The sequence below is a fragment of the Phytomonospora sp. NPDC050363 genome, from assembly GCF_040655735.1.
Classification (GTDB): domain Bacteria; phylum Actinomycetota; class Actinomycetes; order Mycobacteriales; family Micromonosporaceae; genus Phytomonospora.
The window spans coordinates 351666-376599 of record NZ_JBFAKK010000007.1 but is presented as its reverse complement, the minus strand read 5'-3'; the positions used below and the strand labels follow the sequence as shown (position 1 = coordinate 376599).

The window sequence follows — 24934 nt, the reverse complement described above, 5'->3', positions numbered from 1 at the left end:
TCCCCAGGGCGGGTGCTAGTCGCCGGCGATCTTCGGCCTGGTCGGGACGAAGTCCTTCTCGTGCGCCAGCAGGAATCCGAGGTCGTTGTTGACGAGCGTCACCAGGTCGCGGCTCGCCTTGTCGCTGGCGCTCTTGAGTTCGGCGGCCTTGCCGACGAGGGCGTCGGTGACCTGGATGGGGTCGTCGCCGGGCAGCGCGCCGGGCGCCTTCTCCGGCGCGTCGGGGATGACGTTGGCCAGGAAGCCGGTGCTGCCGGAGACGACCGAGAGCGCGAAGACCGCGCTGGCGCCGCCGGTCCCGGCCGCGGCGGCGATGCCGGTGCCCAGGGCGATGATGTTGAAGACCAGTTTGGCCGCGTCGCCCCAGCCCGCTCCGCCGTCGTCCTTGAGTTCCTTGAACGCCTTCCAGGCCGCGTCGAGCAGGGCGCCGGCGTCGTTGAGGCTGGTCTGGGTGACGGCCTGGCCGGACTTGTAGGCGTTGGTGACCGCCTCCAGCATGTCGCCCTGGTTGTCGATGGCGCTTTCGAAGCGGTGCACGAAGTTGGCCCGGAAGTTCGTGCCGCCCTCGCCCTGCCAGTCGTCGAGCTTGCCCTTGACGTCCTCCACCTTGCCGTTGAGCTCGGTGCCCACGATGGTCTGCCGGACCTCGCGGACGGCCTCGATGGCGGCGTCGTAGGTGTCGGGTTCGGGGAAGGAGTAGACCCACGCGAAGGCCGCGTCGATGCGCGGGTAGATCGACTCGATCTCGTTCTTGACCGACCACTGTGGAGGAACGTAGACGTCCTCGGCGTACATGCTCGGCGTGTAGGCGGTGAGGCGGGTCCACGCCTCCCAGGCGGCGTGCTTGACGGCGCCGACCTTCTCGATGACCTCTGCTGTTCCCAGTCCCATGATGTCTCCCTAGAGTGTCCGCAGCTTGGGGTCGGGCGCGGTCGGGAACACCACGTCGGGGTCCTTCGGCAGGAGTTCGGCGTTGACGTTGTCGGTGCTGTCGTAGCCGGCGGCGATCTTGGCAAGCCCCACCGCGGCGTCGTAGGAGTTGTCGCCCGACTCGGCGAGCATGCGCTGTGCGGCCTGCGCGAAGGCCAGGATCTCCCACCCCGCCGGGCCGCCGACGCTCGTGCAGGCGGCGTTCATGGACTGGGTGGCCTTCGCGTAGACACCGGCGATGGCGGGCAGGAGCCTTCGCCCGACCTCGTCTATCTCGCCGGTCGGTGCGACGACCTTGGGTCCGGCCATTACAGGTCCTCCCGGTGCTTGTCGGCCTTGGCGACCTCGAACTTGACGGTGTACTGCTCGTCGGCCGAGCCGACGGCCGCGTTGATCTCGGCCAGCAGGTCGGCGTCGCTGAACTGCCTGTGCCCGAGGGTGTTCGGGCGGATCTCGACCTCGACGCCGGTGGTCCCGGTCCGGCGTACCTTCACGCAACCCCGTGGCGAGCGCGTCTGCACGTCGATGCCGCCGAGCCGGGCGCGGTAGCGGGCCTCGACGGACCGCGGCTCGGGCGCGCGGACGTCCTGCTTCTCCCGCGAGCCGGGCGGGGCGGCCTGTTCCAGGAGCATCGCCATCGCCCGCTGGTAGCCGTGCTGGCTCGCTTCCAGCGCCGCGCTGACCTGTTCGCCGAGGCTGCGCTCGCTGTGCCCGCGGGTGCCGCGCGGGCCGAACTCCAGCCGTGTCCCGGACATGTCGAGGACGGCCCGCACCGAGCGGTCCGGTGAGGTGGCGCGAATGGTGAGGCGGTCGAGCTTCTCCAGGAACTCCTCGGGAGTCATCCGCGGGCCGCCGCCGGGGTCTTCGCCGTTCAACATGGTCATTCCAGCCTCTCCCGATACTCCGCGACGGCGGCACGGCGCCGTCCAGGCGAACCTAGACAGGCCCGGCGAGGTCGCCGCTAGGTTTCGGCTAGGTCGGGGGGCGCGGGTCACGCCGGCGCGGACGGGCCGCTCTGGTTGAGGCGCGCGGCCTGTTTGAGCAGGTGCGCGTGCTCGGCCATGCTCGTCGCCGCCTCGGCGGCGGCCGTGTACAGGCGCGCGGCCTGTGCGCGGTCGCCGGCGCGTTCGTGCAGGTAGGCGGCCACGGCGTCGCGGCGTGGCAGGTCGGCGGGCAGCTTTTCGACCAGATGCAGCCCGGCGAGGGGCCCGTCGACGTGCCCGACGGCGACCGCGCGGTTGAGCGCGACGACGGGGTTGCCCGCGACGATGCCGGCGAGTTCGTCGTACCACTCCAGGATCTGCGGCCAGTCGGTCTCCTCGGCCGAGGCGGCGTCGTCGTGCAGCGCGGCGATCGCGGCCTGGGCCTGGTACTCGCCGAGGCGGTCGCGGGCGAGGGCGTGCTGGAGCAGGTCGACGCCTTCGGCGATGGTCGCGGTGTCCCAGCGGGAGCGGTCCTGCGCGGCCAGCGGGACCAGGTCGCCCGAGGCGTCGAAGCGCGCCGCCCGCCGCGCGTGGTGCAGCAGCATCAGCGCGAGGAGGCCGACGATCTCCGGGTCCTGCGGTGCCGAGGCGGCCAGCTGCCGGGTCAGGCGGATCGCCTCGGCGGCGAGGTCGGTGTCGCCGGCCGCGCGGGACTTGCCGCCCGCGCCGGCGAAGCCCTGGTCGAACATCAGGTAGAGCACGCGCAGGACCGACCGCGCGTCGCCGGGCTCCTCGAAGCGCTGGCCCGCCAGCGTGCGCTTGGCGCGGGAGATGCGCTGCGCCATCGTCGCCTCGGGGACCAGGAACGCGCGCGCGATCTGCGCGGTCGTCAGGCCGCCGACCGCGCGAAGCGTCAGCGCGATCGCCGACGCGGGCGTGAGAGCGGGGTGGCAGCAGCGGCTGAGCAGCAGCAGCGTGTCGTCGGTGTGCTCGGCGGGGCCCGCGGGCGGCTCGCGCGTCACCGCGACCTCGCGCAGGGCCCGCGCCGACGCCGAGCGCCGCGCGTCCAGGAACTTGCGCCAGGCGACGGTGACCAGCCACCCCTTGGGGTCGTCGGGCGCGCCTTCGCGCCAGCCGCGCACGGCCTCCACGAGCGCCTCCTGGACGGCGTCCTCGGCCGCCACGAAGTCGGCTCCGCGGCGGACGAGGACGCCCAGGATCTGCGGTGTCAGGTCCCGGAGCAGGTGGGCGGAGATCATCGGGACCGGGTCACTCCACGCAGGACGGGTCGCCCATGAACGGCCGGACCTCAAGCCATTCGTACAGCGGCTTGCCGTCCTTGCCTGGCGCCGAGGACAGGTAGGCGGCGGCCTCGTGGGCGCGCTCCTTCGACTCGACGTCGATGATCATCCAGCCGGCGATGAGGTCCTTCGTCTCGGCGAAGGGGCCGTCGGTGACCGGCGGCTTGCCCTCGCCGCCGTAGCGGACGAACTCGCCGTCGGGGACCAGCGCCTGGGAGTCGACGTACTCGCCGCGTTCACGCAGGTCGTCGGCGACCTTGCCCATGAACTCGATGTGCGCGGTGATCTCCTCGGGCGTCCACTGCTCCATCCTCGCCTCGGCGTTCGGGTGCTTGTCCGGGCCGCCGCGGTAGTGCTTGAGCAACAGGTACTTGGCCATCTGCGCATCCTCCGTCTCGGGCGGCCGTTTCGCCGCCGCACCCCTGGGACGAAGCCGGGGGGCGGTTCTCGACATCCGTGGTGAGGCTATCGGCGGGGATCTTTCCGGGGAGCGGGTCTGCCCGGCGCCCGGCGGGATCTGTCATCATCCCTGTGCCCCGGCGTCGACCGGGGACGGGAGCGGAGACGAGATGCCGGCGCAGGACGAGGGCTTCGACCGTCTGGTCGAGCCGTTCCGGACGGAACTGCTGGCCTACTGCTACCGGATGCTCGGCTCGGCGCACGACGCCGAGGACCTGGTCCAGGACACCTTCGTGCGGGCGTGGCGGGCCCGGGAGCGCTACGACGTCGCGCGAAGCTCGCTGCGCACCTGGCTCTACCGCATCGCGACGAACGTGTGCCTGACCGCCTTGCAGGCTCGCGGGCGGCGGCCGTTGCCGTCGGGCCTGGTGGCCGCTGCGGACCCGCTCGGGCCGCTCGTCCGGGGAGAGAACGCCGCCTGGCTCCAGCCCCTCCCGGACGCGATGCTCGATGCGGGGGACCCGGCCGGGACCGTCATCGACCGCAGCACTCTGCGGCTCGCGTTCGCCGCCGCCCTCCAGCACCTGTCGGCGCGCCAGCGCGGTGCGCTGATCCTGCGCGACGTGCTCGCCTTCTCCGCCGCGGAGACGGCCGACATCCTCGGCGCCTCGGTCGCCTCGGTCAACAGCTCCCTACAGCGCGCGCGGACCCGCCTGGCGGAGGCCGGGGACGGGCGGGAGGCGGTGAGCGAGCCGTCGCAGGCCGAGCAGCGCGCCTGGGTCGAGCGCTACATGAGGGCCTTCGAGCGAGCCGACGTCGAAGGGCTCAAGCGGCTGCTCACCGAGGACGTGCTCATGGAGATGCCGCCGGTGCTCAACTGGTTCGTCGGCCGCGAGAACTACGGCCTGTTCATGAACTGGGTCTTCGAGCAGGCGGGGACGGACTGCCACCTGGAGCCGGTGTCGGCCAACGGCCAGCCCGGGTTCGCCGCCTACCGGCGCCTCGGCGAGGGCTACGAGCTGCACACACTCCAGATCTTCACCGTCACCGCCGAGGGCATCAGCCGCAACTCGGTGTTCCAGGAGCCCGAGGTCTTCGCGACCTTCGGTCTGGCGAGCGAACTCGACGGCGACCGACGCGCGCGATGAGTTTCGGCCGCGCCGCAGGTATGTACCGGTGAGTTCGCCGGAACGACCCGGCGAACCGTTCGAGCAGGAGGAATTCCATTGAACAGTCGTGCCGACGACGAGGCCGCCGTCAACGCGGTGCTGGCCGACTCCTACAAGGCGTGGGAAGCCGGCGACGCCGAGGGCATGGTCGCCGACTACACCGAGGACGCCACCGCGGTCATGCCCGGTTCGCTGCGTGAGGGACGCGACGCGATCCGCGACGCCATGGCACTCGGCTTCGCAGGACCGCTGAAGGGCACCTCGACCCACGACCGGCGGCTCGGAATCCGCTTCGCCGGCCGGGACGTGGCCGTCGTCATCAGCGAGGCGGGCATCCTGTTCCCGGGCCAGAAGGAGGTCCCGGAGGCGGGGAAGGTGAACTGCACCTGGGTCTTCGAGAAGCGCGACGGCCGGTGGCTGATCGCGGCCTACCACAACAGCCCGGTATCGGCGCCCGTGCGATAGGCGTGCCAGTCCCCGCCCCGGTGACCGGGGCGGGGGCGTGCGCGCCCAGGGCCAGGTGGGGCGGGGTGGGTTCGTTCACCGCGCGAGGAGCGCGTCAGCCGACGATCATCCACGCGGCCGCCGTGGCGACCGGTAAGGCGAACAGAAGGAACGCGACGACGGCGCACCCGCCGCTGCTCCCGGACGCGCTCGTCCGCGGCGCGCAGGACGCGCAGATGTACTCGGACCCGCCGGTGTGACCGCCTCCGCCTTGGCCGTACTCGCTGCCGCATTTGCTGCATGTGTACCGGTATCCCATGCGCCATTGTGTCCACGGCGCTCACGGGGAGTCAATCGCCGGACCGCATGGCGGCAGGATCCACCGCGGTCACCGGGCACCCGCCTCAGCCGCGCCCGGCCGGGGCATTCTCAGGCCAGGCGCGCCGCGTGGCGCAGCGCGGCGGCGGCGAACTCGTCGGGCGGGCGGTAGTAGTGCTCGTCGATGTAGTGGATGACCATCGTGGGGGCGGCGAAGCGCATGCCGTTGCCGACGACGTGGATCTCGCCGTTGCCGAGCAGGGTCCGCCCTCCCGGGTCATGCGGGTTGGTGAGCACCGGGCACACCGGCTCGGGGCAGAACTCGCAGGCCTGCATGCCCCGCATCTCGTGCCGGACGTCGACCACCAGCGCGAGCAACGCCTCGACCAGCGCCGGATCGGCGTCGACCATCGGGTACTCGTGAGCCGGGTCGAGCCAGCCGACGTTGAGCATCGGCTTGCGGCTCCTCGGATCACGCTGCTCGGGTTCGAGGTAGTCGTACACCGTGAAGTCCGCGAAGTGCGTCATCACCGGCCTCCCTTCGCGTGGCAGGATCCACCCCATGCGGTGCGCGGTGTGCGGTGCGGCCAATCGGCCCCGGCGTGCGCGCGTCCACGGCGAGCGCCCGGGGTTCACGTGCGTCCATTGTCGCACCGCGAACTTCGAGGACGCCGATGGTTCGTGGACCCACCTTCCGTACCGGCCCGTCGGCGAGCGCTGGCCGGCCGGGAAGCGGCGGAAGGCCTGCGTCGAGCGGCGGGATGACGAACACGCCGTCGCCGAGGGAGCGACCCTCTGCGGCATCCCGGAGGCGGCGGTGACCGTGTACCGGCATCTGTGGACGCCGACGGGCGCGGCGTCTTGCGCCGGCTGCGCGCGCTCGGCCGGTGAGGTGGACCGGCGCTGGCCGGCCGACCGCCGCTGACCTCGTCGTCCGGCCCCGCGTTCAGTCCCCGGACACCCCGTTGACGGTGGTCCAGAAGTCGTGCCACATCGGCAGCCGCTGGTCGCCCATGTGCGCCCGCTGGATCATGACGATCGTGACCGCCTCCTCGGCGGGATCGTTGTACCAGGCGGTGCCGTAGAAGCCGGGCCATCCGTAGCTGCCGACGGGGTGCCCGAGCTGGTTGCGGCCGGTGATCACCGACATCCCGAAGCCCCAGCCCATGGTGTCGAAGTACCCGGGCCAGAACCCCGAGACCGCCTTCTGCGCCGGGGTCAAGCGGTCGGTGGTCATCAGCTCCACCGAGGACTGCGAGAGCACTCGCTCACCCCGGTGTACGCCTCCCGCGAGGAGGGTCGTGGCGAAGGTCAGCCAGTCCTCGGCGGTCGAGACCAGGCCCCCGCCGCCGCTCTCGAACACCCGCGGCCGGCTGAACCGTCCCTCGGGCCCGTCCTCGACGACGGCCTTGCCCTCAGGAGAGTCGTCGCGCTCGTAGGCCGTCGCGAAGCGGCCGAGTTTCTCGCGCTCCACGGTGAAGCCGGTGTCGGCCATCCCGAGTGGAGCGCAGATCCGTTCCCGCAGGGCCTCCCCGAAGCTCGTTCCGGTGGCACGGGCGATGAGCACGCCCGTCACGGAGGCGGCGATGTCGTAGAGCCAGCGCTCACCCGGCTGGTGGACGAGCGGGAGCGCGCCGAGCCGGGCGATCCACTCGTCGGGCGGCGCCTGGCCGATGTTGTTCAGGGCCTCGGCCATGGGAACGTCGTTGAGGACCATCCCGGTGCCGAGGGTGAAGTCCAGCAGGTCCCGCAGCCTGATCGAGCGGGCGGCCGCGACGGTGTCCTCCAGCGGCCCGTCGGGGTCGGCGAGAACGGTCATGTCCGCCAGCTCCGGGAGGAAGGCGTCGACCGGGTCGTCGAGGCCGATCGTGCCGTCCTCGACGAGGGTCATCGCGCACGCGGCGACGATCGGCTTCGTCATCGAGCCCAGGCGGCAGATCGTGTCGACGCCCATCGGCGTCGTCGACCCCGCGCCCTCGAACGCGAGCCGGCCCACCGACTCGACGTGCACCTCGCCCCGGCGGGCGAGGACGACCACCGCTCCCGGGACGAACCCGGTCTCGACATGGCGCTCGAACAGCTCCCGCACGCGAGCCAGTCGCTTCTTCGGGAACTCGGCGGTGGTCATGTTTCCTCCTGGGCTAGGCCGAGGACAAACTATCCGCCGGCTACGACAAAACCGTCGACGGCGCGTCGACAACCGCGCGCGGCCCTCACGGGATGCCCGGAGTGGGGAGGACTCAATGACGTAGTGACCGCCGTAGGCAAGCGGGGCCCGGGCGTCAGTCGCCCAGCGCCCGGCGCAGAACGGCGCGGAGATGGTCGGGGTCGCCGGGCCCGTTGTCGAGCAGGATCGCCGTGCACAGCCCGTCGGAGGCCGCGACCACTCCGGCGATGGCCGTGGGGTCGTCGGTGAGGGTGGCGGCGAGTTCGGCGACGCTCTCCCGCCACCGGCGCGCCACCGGGCGCAGGGCGGGCCGGCGGGCGGCGAGGGTGGCGAGTTCGCGTTCGGCCAGGGCGCGTTCGCGCCCCGAGCCGCCGCTTTCGGCGATGAGCTTCGCCAGGCCCGTGAGCTTGTCGCCGGGCGAGTCGATGATCTGGCGGATCCGTGCGGTGTAGGTGTCGGCGACGCTGGACAGGGCGGCGACGAGGAGGTCGTCGAGGGTGGCGAAGTAGTAGGTGCTCAGGCTGGTGGTGATGCCGGCTTCCTTGGCGACCGCACGGTGGGTGACCCCCGTGGCGCCGTCGCGGGTGACCACCGCCAGGGTGGCCTCGATGATCTCGGCGCGCCGTTTGGCTCCGCGGGCGAAACGCCCGTCGACGTGCTCGGCGTCCTCGCCCATGCCCGGCTCCTCACATCCGCTCCAGGGTAGTCGGGCCATTGTCCAAGACACCGGCATCGGCGGTGTGCTCGTGTCCGAGCCGGGGTAGGTGCCGCAGCCGGCGCAGGCACAGGACTGTGGCGGCGGCGATCGCGAGCCCGGCGACCACGGCGGCGACGTTCATGCCCGTGGTGAAGGCCAGCCTCGCGTCTTCCAGGGCGCCCGCCGGGAGGCCGTCGGCGACGGCGACGGTCGCGTTGAGGCTGTCGGCGAGCGCGGCGGCCTCAGCGTCGGAGAGGCCTTCGGGCACGGTGAGCTGGGCGCGGTAGACGGCCGTGGTGAGGCTGCCGAGGATCGCGACGCCGATGGCGATGCCGAGTTCCTGGACGGTCTCCGACAGCGAGGCCGCCGAGCCGGACTTCGAGGCCGGGGCGGCGCCGACCACGATGTCGGTGCCCAGGGCCGCGATCGCGCCGAGTCCCAGGTAGACGAAGGCGAAGCCCGCCGCGACCGGCAGCGCGTCGCCCGCACCGGCGGTGGCGAGCAGCGCGTAGCCGATCAGTGAGACGCCAAGGGTCGCGCCCATGACGTGGCCGGGACGGATGTGCCGGGCGAGGATCGGCGCGCCGATGCCGGCGGCGAACATCGCCAGCGCCGGCGGCCCCATCCACAGGCCCGCCTCGAAGGGGCTCTGCCCGTCCACCAGTTGCAGGTACTGGGTGACCAGGTACATGCTGCCGCCCACGCCGACGAGCCCGATGAGCAGCACGATCAGCGCGACCCTGAACGCCCGGTCGCCGAACAGGGTGACGTCGAGCAGGGGGTCGGCGAGTCGTCGTTGCCTGCGCCAGAACACCGCCCCGGCGATCAACCCCGCCACGGCGATGGCGGCGGTGGCGTCGATGCCGTCGACGGCGGCGTGCTTGACCGCGTAGACGATCGGCAGGATCGCCGCGAGCGACAGGACCACGCTGATCAGGTCGGGCCGCCCCGCGCGGCGGTCGCGGTACTCGGGCAGCAGCACCCGGCCGAGGAGCAGCACGACCACCGCGATCGGCACCGCCACGAGGAAGGCCGCACCCCACCAGAAGTTGTCGACCAGCGCTCCGCCGACGACGGGACCGGCGGCCATGCCCACGGCGAACATCGTGGCCCACACCCCGATCGCGACCGCTCGCTGCCGCGGGTCGGCGAACATGTTGGAGATCAGCGACAGCGTCGAGGGCATCAACGTGGCGCCCGCGACCCCCAGCAGCGCCCGCGCCGCGATCAGCAGTTCGGGGGTCGGGGCGAAGGCGGCGAGGACCGAGACCGCCGCGAACGCGGTGATCCCGACCATCAGCAGCCGGCGCCGACCCACGCGGTCGCCCAGGGTGCCCATGGTGACGAGGAAGCCGGCGAGCAGGAAGCCGTAGGCGTCCATGGCCCACAGGGTCTGCGTCGCCGAGGGCGCGAGGTCGGCCGACATCGCGGGGAGCACCAGGTACAGCACCGTCACATCCAGCCCCAGCAGCACCGTCGGCAGGGCGAGGAGCGCCATGCCCGCCCATGCGCGCTTGCCGGAGATCGCGGTCGCCTGGTCTGTCATCGGGTCCTCCTCGGTCACCGGAGCGCAACAAGTTGGACTTTAGTACAAGTAGAACTAACGTGCAAATTGTGGAGAGGCGGCGGCGCCGAGCCGAAAGCCCGGCCGCCGAAGCGATGCCGTCGTTTCAAGAGCGCTTCGGACCGCTAACTTGACTGACGAGGCTCCGGATGGCTTGGAGGCAAGATGGACGTGCGCCTGTTCGGGGAGGTGTCCGTCGCCGTCAACGGCGAACGGCGAAAGGTGAACGCCGCGCTGCGGGCCGGGGTTCTGGCGCTTCTCGCGATGAACCCCCGGCGCGCCGTCTCCCTCGACGCCATGGCCGACCGGCTGTGGGGCGAGAAGATCCCCGCCTCACATCGCTCCGTGCTCTACGGCCACATCTCCCGGCTTCGTCAACTCATCCGGCCCCTGCCCGACATCGCGATCGAGAACGGCAGGTCCTCCAGCTACCGCCTCGACGTCGACGAAGGGCGCATCGATGTGTTCGTGATGCGCAAAGCGGCCCGCGAGGCCCGAAAGGCGGCCGGTGCCGGCGACCACGGCGAAGCCCTCGCCCACTGGCGACGGGCCGAAGCGTGCTGCCACGGCCGGCCGCTGGGCGACGTCGAAGGGCCGTGGGCCGACCGCACCAGAAGCAGGCTGCTCCACGAACGCGACGAGATCCTCGCGGGGCGCTTCGGCGGCGAACTCGCGCTCGGTCGCCCGGCCGGTGTCCTCACCGCGCTGGCCGAGGCGGTCGATCGGCGCCCGCATTCGGAGATCTTCGCGAGCCTGCTGATCCGGGCCCTCTACCTCGAAGGCCGCCGGGCCGAAGCCCTGGACTGCTACGCACAGACGGTCGCCCGATTGCGCGAGGACCTCGGCATCGACCCCGGGGACGCGCTGCGTGAGCTGCATCGATCGATCCTTCGCGGCGATGCGCTGCCGCAGGCGAAGACCGATACCGGCCCGGACAAGAAGGTGAGCGTCCCGCGGCAGCTCCCGCCGCCACCGACCGGGATCGTCGGAAGGCGCGGCCAGTTCGACGACCTCGACGGCCGCCTGGGAACAGAGGGCGTGCCGATCCTGCTGGTCACCGGCATGGCAGGGCTGGGGAAGACCTCGGTGGTGCTGCAATGGGCGCACCGGGTCGCCGGGCACTTCGCCGACGGCCAGCTGTTCATCGACGTGAGGGGTTTCGACGCCGCGCCCTCGCGCGAACCGTCCGAGATCCTCGCCGGGTTCCTGTCGGCGCTCGGAGTCCCCGGCCGGGACATCCCCGACGCTCTCCACGATCGCGCGTCGCTGTACCGCTCGCACACCGCGGGCAAGACCCTGCTCGTGGTCGTCGACAACGCCTCCGAGGCCGACCAGGTGCGACTGCTCACGCCCACCGGCAGCGGGAGCCTTGTCCTGGTCACCAGCCGTGACAGATTGTCGGGGCTGGTCGCCCGCGACGGTGCCCACCACATCGGGCTCGACGTCCTCAGCGCCGAGGAGTGCGCGTCGCTCCTGGCCGAGCGGCTGGGCGAGCGCCGCATCGCCGCGGAACCGGGCCCGGTCGGCGAACTGGCCGAGCTGTGCGGCCGGCTGCCGCTGGCACTTCGGATCGCCGCCGCCCAGTTGACCGAACGCCCGGAGACGTCCATAGCCGCCCACGTCGGTGAACTGGCCGGAGAAGACCGCCTGCGCGCCCTGTCGATACCGGGCGACTCCAGCGCCTCGGTCCGCCCGGCCTTCGAGGCCTCCTACCTGCGACTGGACGACCGGTCCCGGACGGTGTTCCGCCGCCTGGGCCAGGTTCCCGGTCCCGATATCGGGACGGTGGCCGCAGCGGCTCTCCTGGAGTGCACGCCGAGCCAGGCGCGGGAAACGCTGCGGCGGCTGGTGTCGGTGCACCTCGTCCAGTCCGCGAGCACCGACCGCCACCGGCTGCACGACCTGCTCAAGGACTACGCCCGCCGTCTGGGCGACGGGCCGGAGGCACAGCGGACCTGGCGGCGTCTGGCGCACTGGTACGTCCACGCGGCCCGTGCGGCCTCCAACGTCATCAGCCCCGGTTCGGCGAAACTGCCGGCACCGGGAGCGGACTTCGACGTGCCCCGCTTCACCGGCCTGGACGAGGTGATGGCCTGGTACGACGGCGAGATCGACAATCTCCTGGCCGTGTTCCGGACCGCGGCCGTCGACGGTCCACCGGAGGTCACCTGGCTCCTGGCCGAGGCGATGCGGCTCTACCTGGGCCGCAGCACCAGATATCCGGCCTTCAAGGAGGTCGTCGGAACCGGACTCGATCTCGCGCTGACCGAGCGGAACCTGCCGGCCGTCGCGGCGATGCGGGGATTCCTGGCGCTGTACGCCAAGTTCAGCGGGGATCTCACCGGCTCGCTCGAATGGGCGAGCGCGGCCGTCTCCGCCGCCCGCGACGCCGGCGAGGCCGAGTACCTCGCCGACGCCCTGACCAGCCGCGCGGCGACCCGGTACACGCTGGGACAGCTCGGTACCGCGATCGACGACTGCGAGGAGGCCCTGGCACTGCCGGGTATCGGCCTGCGCGAGCAGACGCACGCGCTGGGCGTCAAAGGGAAGGCGAGCCGGGAGCTGGGGCGCCTCGGTGAATCCATGCGGGCGCTGCACCGCAAGGGCGAGCTGCTGCTCGGCGTGCGGCACCGGATGGCCGAGGTCCACGGCGAACTGGCCCTGGCGTACCTGTCCGTCGGTGACCTCCCGAAAGCGCTGGAGGCCGCGCGTGCGGCGACGGCGTCCAGTCTCCTCGGCAATCCGGCGGAAAGGGCCGTCCGCGCCGACACCCTGGCCTGTGTACTGACCGCGCGAGGCGAGTTCGACAGGGCTCGCGAGGTGCTGCTGCCGGCGCTGGCGCTCGTCGCGGACGATCAGGACCGGCTGTTTCGGGTTCCCCTGCTGATCACCGCCTCGCGATGCCACCCCGGCGACCGAGCCGCGGTCGCCTACGCCGAGGAGGCGGTCGGCCTGGCGACCGGACTCGGTGGGCTCTGGGTGCGCACCGACGCCGAAATCGCCGCGGGCCAGGCGCACCTCGGCGTCGGCGACCACGACAAGGCGGCCCGCCACACTGAGCAGGCGGCGGCGACCGCGTCGGCGAACGGGTACCGCCAGCTCCAGGCCGAGGCTTTGACCGTGCTGGCCCAGGCGCGCCTGGGCGCCGGTGACGCCGGCGCGGCGGGGTCGGCGGCACAGGAGGCACTGGTGATCAATGAGGAGATCGGCGCCCGGCTCGGACAGTCGCAGGCGTTGCTGGTCTTGGCTCAGGTCACGCGGGGCACGCCGCGAGCACGGGAGCTGGCGGCGGCCGCCGAGCGCATCGCCGGTGAATGCCGCCTGGGCGGTGCGCCGGCTTGATCGCGAATCGGCGCAAGATCGGCGTTGGATCGCGAAATTACCGTTCGGCGCGACGACAGTGCGACGAACGGAGACACGGTGAACATCGACATCGACGCGATGAAGAACGTGGGCGGGCGACCGGCCGCGATCGAGGACGGCCTGACCGGCGGCGGCTCCTACGATCATGTGCTCCTACTCCTCGCCGGTGTGTGCGTGTCCTGTTTCATCGTCGCGGTCTCGTTCTGGCTGGCGCGTCGCCGAAAGCTCGACCGACGCTCGCGGCATCCCCTGGAGATGACCAGCTACGCGCTGGGAACCCTCAGCGCCATCGTCACGGTCCTGGCGTTCCTGGCACAGAACACCGGTTCCGCCGGAGCGCTCGGTGTCTCCGGGAACGGCTCGGTGGTCCCCGGCTCACCGGGCGGTGACACCACCGACACCCCGGACGGAGGCGACGGCGGTGCGACCGCACCGTGGCTCGCCCCCGTCCCCCAAGGGTCGGGGCAGGTGCTCCGGCACGGCGTTCCCGCCGAGGACTGGCCGGCCGTCTTCGAACTGGTGAAGGCCTCGGGCTACAAACCGGTGCGGTACAACGCCTTCAACGTGGCGGGAAAGCCCTATGTGAACGCCGTCTTCCGCCCGGCGGACGGCACCGCGTGGTGGACGACTCCCTGGATGACGGGCGCGGAGCTGGACGCGGCGGTCGCCGAGCAGGCCGCCGTCGGGCTGTACCTCGTCGATCTCACCAGCGCGATGCTCGACGGCCAGGTCCGCTACGGCGCGATCTGGCACGAGACCGGCGCCACCGAGCGGATCTACCACTACGCCTTGAGCTCAACCGAACAGCAGGCACGTTTCGACGAACTCGTCGACGACGGGTACCGGGCGGTCGCCGGCTCCGGGGTCGCGCCCGGCGGAACCCCGCAGTGGACCTCACTGTACGAGCAGGACCCCGGTGACGAAGGCTGGATGTCCTTTCGCGGCATGACCGCCGAGGAGTTCGACGACAGGATCGCCGAAGCCGCCGACGACGGCATGTACCCGGTGTGGCTCGGCGCGTTCCAGTCCGGGACGACCCCGAGCTTCTGCGCCGTCTGGCGCTCCTCGCCCGCCACCGACGACACCCGTCACGGCCTCACCGGCGAGGAACTGGCGGCGCTGGTCACCGCCGCCGAGGCGGAAGGACGACTGGTGCAGTCGGTGGCGGGCTACGAGGTCGACGGGGAGGCGCGCTACGCGGCGACCTGGTGAGCGCGAGCGATCAGCCGAAGGCCGCCGCGTTGCGCACCGCCCAGTCGGCGAAACTCCCCGCCGGGCGCCCGAGGACCTCCCGCACGTCGGGGCTGACGCCGCGCTCGTGCTCGGTCGGCTCGCCGAGGATGGCGAGGGTCGCCTCGACAGCGCCTTCGGGCATGAACGCCGACATGGCCGTGAAGGCCTCGTCCCGGCTGAGCTCATGGAAACCGATGTCGGCGCCGACGGCCGCGGCGATCGCGGCGACCTGCTCGCGCGGGGAGACCGGCGCGGGGCCGGTGATGGTGTAGGTCCGCCCGTCGTGCTTCGCGTCGAGCAGGGACGCGGCGGCCATCGCGGCGATGTCGGCCGGGTCGACCACCGGGAGGGCGACGTCGGCGAAGGGCGCGGCCGCCACGCGCTCGGCCCGGATCGACCCGGCCCACATGAAGGCGTTGGAGGCGAAACCTCCCGGGCGCAGCACGGTCCAGCCCGGACCCGACTCCTTCAGCGCCTCCTCGAAGACGCCGAGGGCGGCGTGCAGCGGCCGGGAGACGACGCCCTGCGAGGAGAGCAGGACGACCCGCCGCACGCCGCCCGCCTTGGCGGTGGCGAAGATCTTGTGCGGGTCCATGTGCCCCATCTCCCCGGGGAGAAGGACGAACAGGGCGTCCGCCCCCTCGACCGCCGGCGCCAGGCTCGACGGGTCGCCCAGGTCCGCACGGTGATGGACGACCCCGGCCGGGAACTCCGCGACACCGCGGGAAACGGCGTTGACCTGCTCGCCTGCTTCGACGAGGGTCCGAACGAGAATGGTGCCGACGTTTCCGGTAGCTCCGGTCACGGTGATCACGGTGCCTCCTCGGGAGACATAGTTAGTTGACTAACTGACTCGCTGGACATTACGAGATCCACCACCGGTCTGTCCACAGTTGTGAGTCAGGTAACTAACCCAAAGAGCGGCTATGGTTGGCCGCATGGCCAGGACACAGGTGGGCAAGCGGGAGCGGCTGGTGACCGCCGCCGCCCGGGTGCTCTACGAGCAGGGCGTGGAGAAGACGACCATCGCCGACATCGCGCGGACCGCCGAGGTCCCGGTCGGCAACGTCTACTACTACTTCAAGACCAAGGACCAGCTCGTCGAGGCGGCGATGGAGGAGCAGGCCCGCGCCCTGCGGACCATGACCGACGCCTTCGAGGGGTTCGCGACGCCGCAGGAGCGACTGAAGGCCCTCCTCGGCGGCTGGGCCGAGCAGCGCGAGCAGGCCGCCCGTTTCGGCTGCCCGACCGGCTCGATGTCCTCCGAACTGGGAAAGCGCGACGACGGCCTCCACCGCAGCGCCGCCACCGTCATGGGGCTGCTCGTCGAATGGGTCGAGCGGCAGTTCACCCTGATGGGCCGCGCCGACGCCCGCGAGCTCGCGGTGTCGCTGGTCGCGTCGTACCAGGGCATCTCCCTGCTCACCAACGTCTTCGCCGACCCCGAGTTGATGGCCGCGCAGCTCCGCCGCCTTGAGGACTGGATCGACGGCCTGGACGCGGCCGAAGGGGCCTGACGACGGGCCGGGGTGCGGCTTCGAGGCATTCACGGGCCGTCGACTGGGTAAGACATCGGGTAGCCACTCGATCGACGCGATGGAGCCCCATGTCGACCTCCCCCGGTCTACTGCTCGACGGCCGCTACCGGCTGGATTCCCACATCGCCACCGGCGGGATGGGCGAGGTCTGGCGGGCCGAGGACACCACCCTCCGCCGGGTCGTGGCGGTCAAGATCCTCAGCCCCGGCCTCGCCGGGGACGCGGCCTTCCGCGAGCGCTTCGCCGTCGAGGCCCGAACCGTCGCGGCCCTGCGGGCGCCGGGCGTGGTGTCCGTCTACGACGCCGTGGAGACCGTCTTCGAGGACGGGCGGCCGCTGGTCTTCCTGGTCATGCAGCACCTGACCGGCGAGTCCCTGGCGGAGCTGCTCCACGAGCATGGACGGCTGACGCCGGAACGCACGATGTCGATCATCGCCCAGGTCGCCGACGCGCTCGACGCGGCCCACCGCGAAGGGGTCGTGCACCGAGACGTCAAACCCGCCAACATCATCGTCGACCACGACGACCGGGCGACGATCGTGGACTTCGGCGTCGCACGGGCGCAGGGCGAGGCCGCCCTCACGGCTGCCGGGAACATTTTGGCCACCATCCAGTACGCGGCCCCCGAGCAACTCTCGGGCGAGAAGCCGGGGCCCCGGGCCGACATCTACTCGCTGGGCGTGGTCGCCTACGAATGCCTCACCGGGCAGGCGCCGTTCGCCGCGGACGCGACTGCCGCGACCGTCGCCGGGCACCTGCTGCGGCCCCCGCCGCCACTGCCTCCCGAGATCCCCGGGGCCATCGCCGCCGTCGTCGACCGGGCACTGGCCAAGGATCCCGGGGACCGCTACGCGTCGGCCGCTCAGTTCGCCGCGGCCTGCCGCCCCGCCACCCGGCCGTTCCCGGTGACTCGCCGCGAGACTCCCGTCGCCTCGCCGCCGTCGCGTCGCCGGCTGCTCGTCGGGGCGACGGCCGCCGCTGCCGCGATCGTCGTCGTCTCCCTGCTCATGTGGGGTCTCGGCGGTGCGCCGAGCGGACCGAACGCCGCCGCTGACACCGCCGCCGACACCGACGCGCCCCGCCTTCCCGCCGACGCCCGGCTCTCCAGTGCTTCCACGGGGACCTGCCTCCACGGTTCACAAGAGCTGGGGCGGCCGCACCTCGCCGACTGCGACTCGGCGGCGACGATCACCTTCTCGGTCGCCGGCGATGCCTACCTGCTCGGCCTTCCCGGAGGTGGGGATGAGCGATGCTTGGCCCCGTCGGGGAGCCCGGAGAAGATCGAGATCAAGGGCTGCGACGCGTCGGCGGGCTGGAAGGTCGAGTGGCTCGGCGACGACGGCGGCCGCGACCGGTGGCGCCTGGCGAGCCCGGCGCATCCCGGCCAGTGCCTGTCGGCGACCGGAACCTTCGTCGAAGACGAAGACGATGGGGACGACGGCGGGGACGGAGACGGCGCGGGCAACGGGGACCACGGGAAGGGCAAGGAGAAGGACAAGGACGACAAGGGCAAGGGCAACGGCAAAGGGCACGGCAAGGGAAGAGAGCCGGTCGTTTACCAGGCTGTCAGGCTGGCCGCCTGCGACGCGAGCGACGACCAGGCTTGGCTGACGGCGTGACCGGCCCGCCCCTTCCGGCCGCCCGGACGGGCGCTCCGCCCGCGGCCCGAACGCCACGGGGTGGCTGCGGAGCGGTCCCGCCGAGACAGCCGGACCGCCGGACCGCCGAGGTCCGTGAGCCACGAAGAGAAAGGCCGGCCCCAAGTACCCCTCGAACCCAAGGCCGGCCTTCCCCTACGTCGAGTGCAACGATGATGACGGCATGTGGTGACGCGGCTTCGGTGAACGCGTTGCGGTTGTCCCCGCAACGCTGGGTTCTTCGGGCGATGGACCATGCTGACCGTCGTGGACGAGAGAGAACTGCCGCCCCGAGTTCGCGAAAGCCTGGAAGCCGCCGGCTGGTTCCCGGGCCGAAGCGTCGATGTCCACCACTGGCTGGAGGGCTACCGGGCCGAAGGACTCGTCCCCTCGCCGCACGCCGTGACGTTCATCGAGACCTTCGGCGGCCTGACCATCACACCGATCCCAGGGGCTGTCGCCCACGGGACCCTTATCGTCGACCCCGACGAAGCCCAGGGCTACGGCGACCTGCCGGGCATCTGGAAGGACACCTACGGGGAGTCGTTCACTCCCGTGGGGGTCTGGGCCGAGGTGATCAGCGTCTTCGTCGGCGAGTCCGGCCGATTCCTGGGCGCCCTCACCCACACCGAATGGCGGTTCGGCGCAGACCTCGGCGAAGCGCTTGCCACGTTGGTCGGCGTGCAGGACGCCACGAGCCGCAGCGTCTGGGGCAGCTGATCGGGTGACAGACTCCGCCGAACGAAAGCAACACCACCGTGCCCTGGCCGGGCCAGAGGCGCGGGCCGATTCACGGTCGACCGGCACGGAGGCAGCGCAGGCCGAGAACACCTGAAGCACCCGACCACCTACCGCCTCAGCCACTTCGTGCCCCATGACCGACGCCGCCCCACGCGGCCCGGCGCCCCACACGAAAACACCCCCTCACCCGGACCGAAGTCCCTGGTGAGGGGGTGTTTCCCAGCTGAGCCGCCTGTCGGAATCGAACCGACGACCTATTCATTACGAGTGAATCGCTCTGCCGACTGAGCTAAGGCGGCCTGCACCCGCGACGTACACCGGGTACAGCCGTCGAGTGTACGTGATCGGTCGGGCCCCGGCGAAACGGGTTGCCGAATGCCGAGGCGAGCGCGGCGGGGAACGCGGGCCGCACGGTAGGGTCGGTCGACCGGGGGCCTCCGCCTTCGGCAATCGACGCGATGGGCTTGCTCGCTATGACTGCACCGCATGACGGCGGCCACCTCCAGGTCCGCCTGCGCTACCGGCTCATCTCCGGACCCGACGACGCGACGTTCTGCGAGCGGGTGTCGGCGCTGCTGGACGACGGCTACGAGCTGCACGGCTCGCCGACGCTCACGAGCAACGGTGGGCGCGTGATCGTGGCCCAGGCCGTGGTCCTCCCGCCGTACGAGGCGGCCAGGTCGCGCACGACGCACTCGGCCTCGCCGGTCACGGGTTAGCACGGTGGGTCCGCCGGGGCGCCGGTCCCGGCGGGCTCGAAACCGGGGTGTGATGTAGGTGACCGGCGCATCCTCCGAAAAGCGGCATCGAGCACCCGAAACACCCAACCCGCCATCGTGACGGCCGCCACGCCGCGAGACACAATGGACATGTGACCCCTCGCCCGCGCAACCTCACCCCTGACGAGCTCGGCTTCACGCCCCGGCCAAGGGTCGCGTGGCTCTCCCCGCTCTTACTTCTCGGCACGGCCGTCCGGGTCGTCCTGGCGAAGCTGCTCGGCGCCTATCTCGACAAGCGCGAGCTCCAGCACCAGTTCGAGCAGGAGGCCTTCGACCACTCCGGCGAGGACGAGTTGTGGCTCGACTACGTCGCCGACCTCGGCGACGGCTTCGACTCCACCTACACCGTGGCCTATCTGTCGGGGCAGCCGACGCTGGACGTCGACGACTTCGTCCTCCCGCGCGCCAAGGTGCTGGTCATGGGCGGCGACCAGGTGTATCCGACCGCGTCGTGGCAGGACTACGAGGACCGCTGCAAAGGCCCTTACCAGGCCTCGCATCCGGGCGTGGACGGCGTCGAGGCGACCGACTCGCTCTACGCGCTGCCCGGTAACCACGACTGGTACGACGGCCTGACCGCCTTCCTGCGCATGTTCGGCCACCGGCGCGCGATCGGCGGCCGGCGCACGAACCAGCGGCGCAGCTACTTCGCCCTGAAACTGCCCGGCGGCTGGTGGATGTACGCCATCGACTCCAACACCGAGGCCTACATCGACGACCCGCAGCTGGCCTACTTCGAGGCGGCGGCAAAGGAACTCGCCCCCGGCGACAAGGTGATCCTCTGCCTCCCGCGCCCTTCCTGGGTGCTCAGTTGCGACGATCCGCGCCAGTACGACACCGTCGACTACCTGGTGCGCACGATCATCACGCCGGCCGGCGCGGCTGTTCCACTGATGCTCTCGGGCGACCTGCACCACTACTCCCGTTACGCCACCGAGGATGAGGGCCGTCAGCTGGTCACCTCCGGCGGCGGCGGCGCCTACCTGTCGGCGACCCACGGGCTTCCATCCACTGTGGAGCTGCCCAACCGCGCCTCGACGGCCCGCCACGCCAGCGAACCGGCGAGCTTCACGCAGCGCACGACTTACCCCTCGTCCGCGGAGTCGCGCGGCTGGGCGCTCGGAGTCTTCTGGCGGCTTCCCTTCCGCAACCCCGGTTTCGTCGGTGTCCTTGGCGCCTTGCAGTTCGGTCTGCTGCTGGCCCTGCTCGGCCCGCCGACGACCGCCGTCGGCGCGGGAGTCGTCCTGTACGGGATCTCGCTGATCTTCGCGCGGCCGAGCCTGGGGCCGTGGCGGCTGCGCAACTTGGTCGCCGGGTTCCTGCACGGCACGGCGCATCTGGCCTTCGCGGTGCTGTCCGTGGTGGTCTGGCACCGGCTCGGCATCGACGCGTGGTGGCTGTTCGCCGACCTGCCGGTGGCCGTCGCCGGCGGCGGGATCCTGGTGACGATCTACCTCTACATCGCCGGTCTGCTCGGCATCAACAAGAACGAACTGTTCGCCGGCCAGTCGATCGAGCACGCCAAGGGCTTCGTGCGCATCCGGATCACCGGTGCCGGCGAGCTGACGATCTACCCGCTCGCCGTTCCGCGCATCAACCGCAGATGGCGGGCCGTGCCCGACGCCGAACCGGGCACGTCGTGGATCGTTCCGGCCAAGCGGATTCCGGTGACACTCATCGAACCACCTGTATCCATTTGATCACTTAACATTGCAATTCGGACAAGTGAGCGAGGGTTTCGGCTGCGCGCCGTAACCCTCTCATCACTCTCTCGTTGCGTCTGGTGAGGGCCCTCGTCCACTCCCCAACCGGCGCAACGGAAGGACCGGATGAGCAATTCAGTTGTCCACCTCAGACCCCTGGCTCGGTACACACGGAGGATCGCCGCCGGCACAGCCGCGCTCACCCTCTCGGTGTCCGGGCTCACCCTGCCCGCGACGGCCTCGCACGCCGCCTGCACCACTCCCAACATCCTCGCCGCGAGCGGGTCGGAACTCCTGCGTGTGTCCACATTGGACGTCCGCTCGCTCGGTGTCGACCTGCCGCCCTTGAGCGACAACCGGCTGTCGACCAGCAGCAGCGCGGTGGCCGGCATGAGCGCCACCAAGGCCCGCGCCGCCGCCGACCTCTTCCAGGGCGACCTGCCGCTCGACAAGCTCCCGGTTCCCGTCGTACCGGGGAAAGCGGTCACGCAGAGCGCACCGCCGCACAACACGAAGGCGGTCACCGACGCCGTCGTCTCCCGCGACCTCGCGCTGCTGCGCTCGGGCGCCGGTGAGGTCAGCGCGCATGCCCGCTGGTCGCGCCACCTCGGTTGCGGCGAGGGCGTCGGCCCGATCACCAGCACCAACAGCGAGGTCAGCGACATCGCCGTGCTTCCCGGTGGCGTGCCGCTGATCTCCGGCGGAAAGGCGCCCAGCCTGCTGGGGGTACCGTCGACGGCGTTCAGCCGGACCGGCGCGGACCTGGTGCGCACCAAGGGCGGCACGGAGGGCGTCGCGGCGCACGCCTCGGCCGGCCTTGAGGAGCTGCTCCTGATGAGCGGATCGCCCGCGCAGAGCCGGATCCGCCTGCTCAGCCCGCCGAGCCTCAAGGTCGTCACCGACGGCTCGAAGAAGAACGCCTCGGTCGACTACCACTCCCCGATCCTGGAGATCGAGAAGCCGGGCGGCAAGACCGTCCGCCTCGACTCCCCGGACAAGTCGGTGGAGTTCGGTCTTCCGTCACGGTCCATTCTGGAGGGTGGCGGCCCGCTGTCGGGCAATCCGCTGTCCGGCCTGATCTCCCCGCTGCTGTCGCAGCTCGGACTGCCCGGCCTCGGCTCGCAGCCGAAGCTGGAGGGCATCGGCGTGCCGGAGCTGCCGATCGCGCTCGACCCGAGCCTGCCGGTCGACGGTCTCCAGGGCACCGGCCTGCCCGACCTCGGCCTCGACGACCTCGGCCGCCCCGACCTCGGCGTGGCCGCTCTGCCCGTGCCGCAAGGGAAGGCGCTCGGAGCCCTCGACCTGCACGAAGTGCTCACCGTCCGCATCAGCCTCGGCCACCTTGAGGCCAAGGTGTACCCGCGAGCCGTTGTCGCCGAGGCGTCGTCGATGCGGATCCAGGTCTTCGCGAAGGTACCGGGCAGTGACACGAGGATTCCCGTGCTCGACGCGGGGATCGGCATGCTCAGCGCGGCCGTCGCGGTGCCCGAGATGGTGGTGTTCAACGAGAACACCGACGCCGACGGGAACAACGACACCGGCGGCGCCACCGCCGAACCGGAGCAGGCACCCGGGGAGAGGCACGACGTCGCGCCGACCTCGGGCAACCTCCCGCTGACCGGCACCGGCGGGGTGCTGACGCTGATCGCGGTCGGCATCGCCACGATCGTGGCCGGGCGAGGGATCTACCTGCTGGCGAAGAGGAAGGACGGGACGGGCTAGAGCCTTACCCGTAACTCCCCCGCTGGGCCCGTCGACGTCGTGTCGGCGGGCCCCGCGTCGTCGGGGATACCGAGCATCCGGCGGACCTCGTCGTCGAGGCCGTGGATCTCGACGGGCACGGTGCGGTGCCGCTCCCAGGACTCGCGGTCGACGATCAGCCGCTGGAGCGTGTTGAGCTCACCGCGCGGGACCACGCGCTCGGTGCCGTTCTCGCGGTAGCCGAGCTTGCGCGACACCGCCAGCGACGCGGGGTTGTCGACGTGCGCGGACGAAACGGCGACCTGCGCGCCGAGCCCTTCGAAGGCCAGGTGGAGGACGGCGGCGCGCATCTCGGTGCCGAGACCGCCGCCGTGGAAGCGGGTCCCGAGCCACGAGCCCGTGCCGACCTGGCCGGTCAGCGCGAAGTCGCGGGCGCCGAGGTCCTGCATGCCCAGAACCGTGCCGTCGGCATCGAAGACGGCGAAGGGGATCGTCCAGGACGCCGCCTCGATCTTCTGGAGCAGGAACCAGTGGTACTTCACGACCGCGCGCCCCCGCTCGGCCGGCGTCCCGTCGGTCCAGGGGACGCCGAAGGGCATGAGTCCGGGGTCGTGGACGCCTTCGGCGGCGACGTCGGACAGCATGGTCGAGCATGGATCGCGAACGGCCGCGGACGCGAGGGCTTTTCGCGCGACCCATCCGCCGGGCCCGCCGCGCCGAATGACCTGTGACCGGCCGCCGGCCGGTCGGGTGACGACCGGGACGGAGTGCGAGGCCGGTGATCGTCCTGTACGTGTTGTCGACGACGCTCGTCGGCTGCTGCGCGCTGGCCGCCCTGGCACCGCCACGGCGACCGTGGCCGTTGGCCGTCGCGGCATTTTGGGTGGGGTTGCCGGTCGGCGAGCTGCCGTTCCCGGCGCTCTACTGGCTGGCCGTCACGACCGTCTTGGCGGACGCCGGCCCCCTCGCGATGGCGTGGGCAGGGCTGGTCGCGGTGCTGCTCGTGGTGCTGGTCGTGCGGGCGGCGCGGACGCCCCGGGTGGTCGGAGAGGCGCTGGCGGCGGTCGGCATATCGGCCCGACCGCGGGTGGCGTGGGCCGCGGCGCTGACGGCGCCTTTCGTCCGGCGCGCGCGAGGGGTCGTGCGCGAGACGGCGGTGCGCTACGGCGACGATCCGCTCGCGAACCTGCTCGACGTCTACCGTCCGGTCGGGCCGGTCGAGGGCGGGCGGCCGGTGCTCGTGTACTTCCACGGCGGCAGTTACTCCGGGGGCCGCCGCAGCCGTGAGGCGCTGCCGCTCTTCCACCGGCTGGTGCGGCGGGGGTGGGTGTGCGTGTCGGCCGACTACCGCCTGCGGCCGTCGGCGCGTTTCGGCGACCACCTCTCCGACGCCAAGCGCGTCCTCGCATGGGTCGGCAAGGAGGGCCCGGCGTATGGAGCCGACGCGGCGAAGGTCTTCGTCGCGGGCGGCTCGGCGGGCGCCCACCTGGCGGCGCTGACCGCGCTGACCCCGAACGACCCGCGGGCGCAGGGCGGGTTCGAGGAGGCGGACACGTCGGTCGCGGGAGTCGTGTGCCTGTACGGATTCTACGGGCGGTACTGGGGCGACGCCGGCGACGCGCGCGGGCTGCCCACCTCGCCGCCGGCGGCCCGGTTGTCGGGGGCGCCGCCGTTCTTCGTCGCGCATGGGGAGAAGGACACCGTCGTGCCGGTCGGGGAGGCGCGGAGGTTCGCGGGAGCGTTGCGGAAGGCGTCGGTGCCGGTGGTCTACGCGGAGTTGCCCGGCGGGCAGCACGGGTTCGACCTTTTCGCATCGGTGAGGTTCGGGGCGGTGGCGGACGGGGTGGTGGCGTTCCTGACGTGGAGTGCGGGGAACCGGAGATGACAACCTATATAGGATTCTGCACAGTTACCACATGGCACTGATCGATCACACCAGACGGCTCACGGTCACCGAAGCCTCCCAGCGCGGTGTCGCGCGCCTCGTCGCCGACGCCGAGCACGAGGAACTCGTCATCACCCGCCGCCAGGTGCCGGTCGCCGCCGTGGTCAGCTACACGCGGCTCTCCGAACTGGAGGACGCCGCCGCCGACCTGCGCGATCTCGCTCTCGTACTCTCCCGTGCCGCCACCGACTCGGGCCGGCGAACCTCGCTGGACGACGTGATCGCCGCTTACGGTCACACCCGGGAATCGCCGGTGGCTCTGCCGGACGAGGACTGACGTGGCCGAGATCGTCCTCACCGGTGGTAGCGGCCCTGCCCGGCAGCTCAGCGACTCGGCAGCCCACCTGCCCGCCCGGCAGCCCTGCGGCGCATGGCGTCCCCC

Annotated in this window: 25 protein-coding genes and 1 tRNA gene; 14 read left to right on the top strand and 12 right to left on the bottom strand. The window is 71.6% G+C overall.

Annotated elements, in window-relative coordinates:
• Window positions 1-15 precede the first annotated feature (15 nt).
• From AB0I28_RS21605 to AB0I28_RS21585, 5 genes are all read right to left on the bottom strand, one after another.
• On the bottom strand, window positions 16-891 hold the full coding sequence (locus AB0I28_RS21605; protein WP_357495869.1) for a hypothetical protein: 876 nt from the start codon (window positions 889-891) through the stop codon (window positions 16-18).
• A 9-nt stretch (window positions 892-900) separates the two neighbouring features.
• Window positions 901-1239 carry a hypothetical protein gene (locus tag AB0I28_RS21600; protein WP_357495867.1) on the bottom strand — a complete coding sequence of 113 codons (339 nt, stop codon included), beginning with the start codon at window positions 1237-1239 and terminating at the stop codon, window positions 901-903.
• Window positions 1239-1814 (bottom strand): hypothetical protein, encoded by a 576-nt coding sequence (locus AB0I28_RS21595; protein ID WP_357495865.1) that lies wholly within the window; start codon window positions 1812-1814, stop codon window positions 1239-1241. Before AB0I28_RS21595 ends, AB0I28_RS21600 begins: the two co-directional genes overlap by 1 nt.
• A gap of 107 nt (window positions 1815-1921) precedes the next feature.
• Window positions 1922-3109: a DUF6596 domain-containing protein gene (locus tag AB0I28_RS21590; protein ID WP_357495963.1), complete on the bottom strand. Its 1188-nt coding sequence runs from the start codon at window positions 3107-3109 to the stop codon at window positions 1922-1924.
• Between the two features lie 13 nt (window positions 3110-3122).
• On the bottom strand, window positions 3123-3533 hold the full coding sequence (locus AB0I28_RS21585; RefSeq protein WP_357495863.1) for a YciI family protein: 411 nt from the start codon (window positions 3531-3533) through the stop codon (window positions 3123-3125).
• A gap of 190 nt (window positions 3534-3723) precedes the next feature.
• Between AB0I28_RS21585 and AB0I28_RS21580 the strand changes: the two genes are divergently transcribed.
• From AB0I28_RS21580 to AB0I28_RS21570, 3 genes are all read left to right on the top strand, one after another.
• A complete protein-coding gene (locus AB0I28_RS21580) occupies window positions 3724-4701 on the top strand; it encodes a sigma-70 family RNA polymerase sigma factor (RefSeq protein ID WP_357495861.1) in 978 nt (325 codons plus the stop codon).
• A 78-nt stretch (window positions 4702-4779) separates the two neighbouring features.
• Entirely contained in the window at window positions 4780-5187 is a 408-nt protein-coding gene (locus AB0I28_RS21575) for an SgcJ/EcaC family oxidoreductase (RefSeq protein ID WP_357495859.1), read from the top strand.
• A 65-nt stretch (window positions 5188-5252) separates the two neighbouring features.
• A complete protein-coding gene (locus tag AB0I28_RS21570) occupies window positions 5253-5426 on the top strand; it encodes a hypothetical protein (RefSeq protein WP_357495857.1) in 174 nt (57 codons plus the stop codon).
• 169 nt (window positions 5427-5595) lie between these two features.
• On the opposite strand, the gene AB0I28_RS21565 is transcribed toward AB0I28_RS21570, so the two are convergent.
• The gene (locus AB0I28_RS21565) at window positions 5596-6012 is read right to left on the bottom strand and encodes a hypothetical protein (RefSeq protein WP_357495856.1); all 417 of its coding nucleotides are present in this window, start codon (window positions 6010-6012) and stop codon (window positions 5596-5598) included.
• 34 nt (window positions 6013-6046) lie between these two features.
• Between AB0I28_RS21565 and AB0I28_RS21560 the strand changes: the two genes are divergently transcribed.
• Window positions 6047-6409, top strand: coding sequence for a hypothetical protein (locus tag AB0I28_RS21560; RefSeq protein WP_357495854.1), 363 nt, complete (start codon window positions 6047-6049; stop codon window positions 6407-6409).
• 21 nt (window positions 6410-6430) lie between these two features.
• Here AB0I28_RS21560 and AB0I28_RS21555 read toward each other — a convergent pair whose 3' ends face one another.
• The 3 genes from AB0I28_RS21555 to AB0I28_RS21545 all read right to left on the bottom strand — a co-directional run bounded on the left by AB0I28_RS21555 (window position 6431) and on the right by AB0I28_RS21545 (window position 9894).
• Window positions 6431-7612 carry a serine hydrolase domain-containing protein gene (locus tag AB0I28_RS21555; RefSeq protein WP_357495852.1) on the bottom strand — a complete coding sequence of 394 codons (1182 nt, stop codon included), beginning with the start codon at window positions 7610-7612 and terminating at the stop codon, window positions 6431-6433.
• Window positions 7613-7766: 154 nt separating this feature from the next.
• Entirely contained in the window at window positions 7767-8327 is a 561-nt protein-coding gene (locus AB0I28_RS21550) for a TetR family transcriptional regulator (RefSeq protein ID WP_357495850.1), read from the bottom strand.
• 10 nt (window positions 8328-8337) lie between these two features.
• Window positions 8338-9894, bottom strand: coding sequence for an MFS transporter (locus AB0I28_RS21545; protein WP_357495848.1), 1557 nt, complete (start codon window positions 9892-9894; stop codon window positions 8338-8340).
• 183 nt (window positions 9895-10077) lie between these two features.
• Between AB0I28_RS21545 and AB0I28_RS21540 the strand changes: the two genes are divergently transcribed.
• Both AB0I28_RS21540 and AB0I28_RS21535 read left to right on the top strand, forming a co-directional pair.
• The gene (locus AB0I28_RS21540; protein WP_357495846.1) at window positions 10078-13254 is read left to right on the top strand and encodes a BTAD domain-containing putative transcriptional regulator; all 3177 of its coding nucleotides are present in this window, start codon (window positions 10078-10080) and stop codon (window positions 13252-13254) included.
• 78 nt (window positions 13255-13332) lie between these two features.
• Window positions 13333-14487 carry a hypothetical protein gene (locus tag AB0I28_RS21535; protein ID WP_357495844.1) on the top strand — a complete coding sequence of 385 codons (1155 nt, stop codon included), beginning with the start codon at window positions 13333-13335 and terminating at the stop codon, window positions 14485-14487.
• 10 nt (window positions 14488-14497) lie between these two features.
• Here AB0I28_RS21535 and AB0I28_RS21530 read toward each other — a convergent pair whose 3' ends face one another.
• Entirely contained in the window at window positions 14498-15322 is an 825-nt protein-coding gene (locus AB0I28_RS21530; protein WP_357495842.1) for an NAD(P)H-binding protein, read from the bottom strand.
• Between the two features lie 124 nt (window positions 15323-15446).
• On the opposite strand from AB0I28_RS21530, the gene AB0I28_RS21525 reads away from it, so the two are divergent.
• The 3 genes from AB0I28_RS21525 (at window position 15447) to AB0I28_RS21515 (ending at window position 18403) form a co-directional block, all read left to right on the top strand.
• Window positions 15447-16025, top strand: a complete 579-nt coding sequence (locus tag AB0I28_RS21525; protein WP_357495840.1) for a TetR/AcrR family transcriptional regulator — start codon at window positions 15447-15449, stop codon at window positions 16023-16025.
• A gap of 89 nt (window positions 16026-16114) precedes the next feature.
• Window positions 16115-17665, top strand: a complete 1551-nt coding sequence (locus AB0I28_RS21520; RefSeq protein WP_357495838.1) for a serine/threonine-protein kinase — start codon at window positions 16115-16117, stop codon at window positions 17663-17665.
• A 273-nt stretch (window positions 17666-17938) separates the two neighbouring features.
• Window positions 17939-18403: an SUKH-3 domain-containing protein gene (locus AB0I28_RS21515; protein WP_357495837.1), complete on the top strand. Its 465-nt coding sequence runs from the start codon at window positions 17939-17941 to the stop codon at window positions 18401-18403.
• Window positions 18404-18650: 247 nt separating this feature from the next.
• On the opposite strand, the gene AB0I28_RS21510 is transcribed toward AB0I28_RS21515, so the two are convergent.
• Window positions 18651-18723 (bottom strand) — tRNA-Thr (locus tag AB0I28_RS21510).
• Between the two features lie 174 nt (window positions 18724-18897).
• Here AB0I28_RS21510 and AB0I28_RS21505 point away from each other — a divergent pair.
• The 3 genes from AB0I28_RS21505 (at window position 18898) to AB0I28_RS21495 (ending at window position 22628) form a co-directional block, all read left to right on the top strand.
• On the top strand, window positions 18898-19143 hold the full coding sequence (locus AB0I28_RS21505) for a DUF1737 domain-containing protein (RefSeq protein WP_357495835.1): 246 nt from the start codon (window positions 18898-18900) through the stop codon (window positions 19141-19143).
• Between the two features lie 152 nt (window positions 19144-19295).
• A complete protein-coding gene (locus tag AB0I28_RS21500; RefSeq protein ID WP_357495834.1) occupies window positions 19296-20903 on the top strand; it encodes a metallophosphoesterase in 1608 nt (535 codons plus the stop codon).
• Window positions 20904-21032: 129 nt separating this feature from the next.
• Window positions 21033-22628, top strand: coding sequence for a hypothetical protein (locus AB0I28_RS21495; protein ID WP_357495832.1), 1596 nt, complete (start codon window positions 21033-21035; stop codon window positions 22626-22628).
• Here AB0I28_RS21495 and AB0I28_RS21490 read toward each other — a convergent pair.
• Window positions 22625-23251, bottom strand: coding sequence for a GNAT family protein (locus AB0I28_RS21490; protein WP_357495830.1), 627 nt, complete (start codon window positions 23249-23251; stop codon window positions 22625-22627). The two genes, AB0I28_RS21495 and AB0I28_RS21490, sit on opposite strands and share 4 nt — an antisense overlap.
• A 134-nt stretch (window positions 23252-23385) precedes the next feature.
• On the opposite strand from AB0I28_RS21490, the gene AB0I28_RS21485 reads away from it, so the two are divergent.
• Both AB0I28_RS21485 and AB0I28_RS21480 read left to right on the top strand, forming a co-directional pair.
• Entirely contained in the window at window positions 23386-24492 is a 1107-nt protein-coding gene (locus AB0I28_RS21485) for an alpha/beta hydrolase (RefSeq protein ID WP_357495829.1), read from the top strand.
• Window positions 24493-24523: 31 nt separating this feature from the next.
• A complete protein-coding gene (locus tag AB0I28_RS21480; RefSeq protein ID WP_357495827.1) occupies window positions 24524-24829 on the top strand; it encodes a hypothetical protein in 306 nt (101 codons plus the stop codon).
• Window positions 24830-24934: the final 105 nt, after the last annotated feature.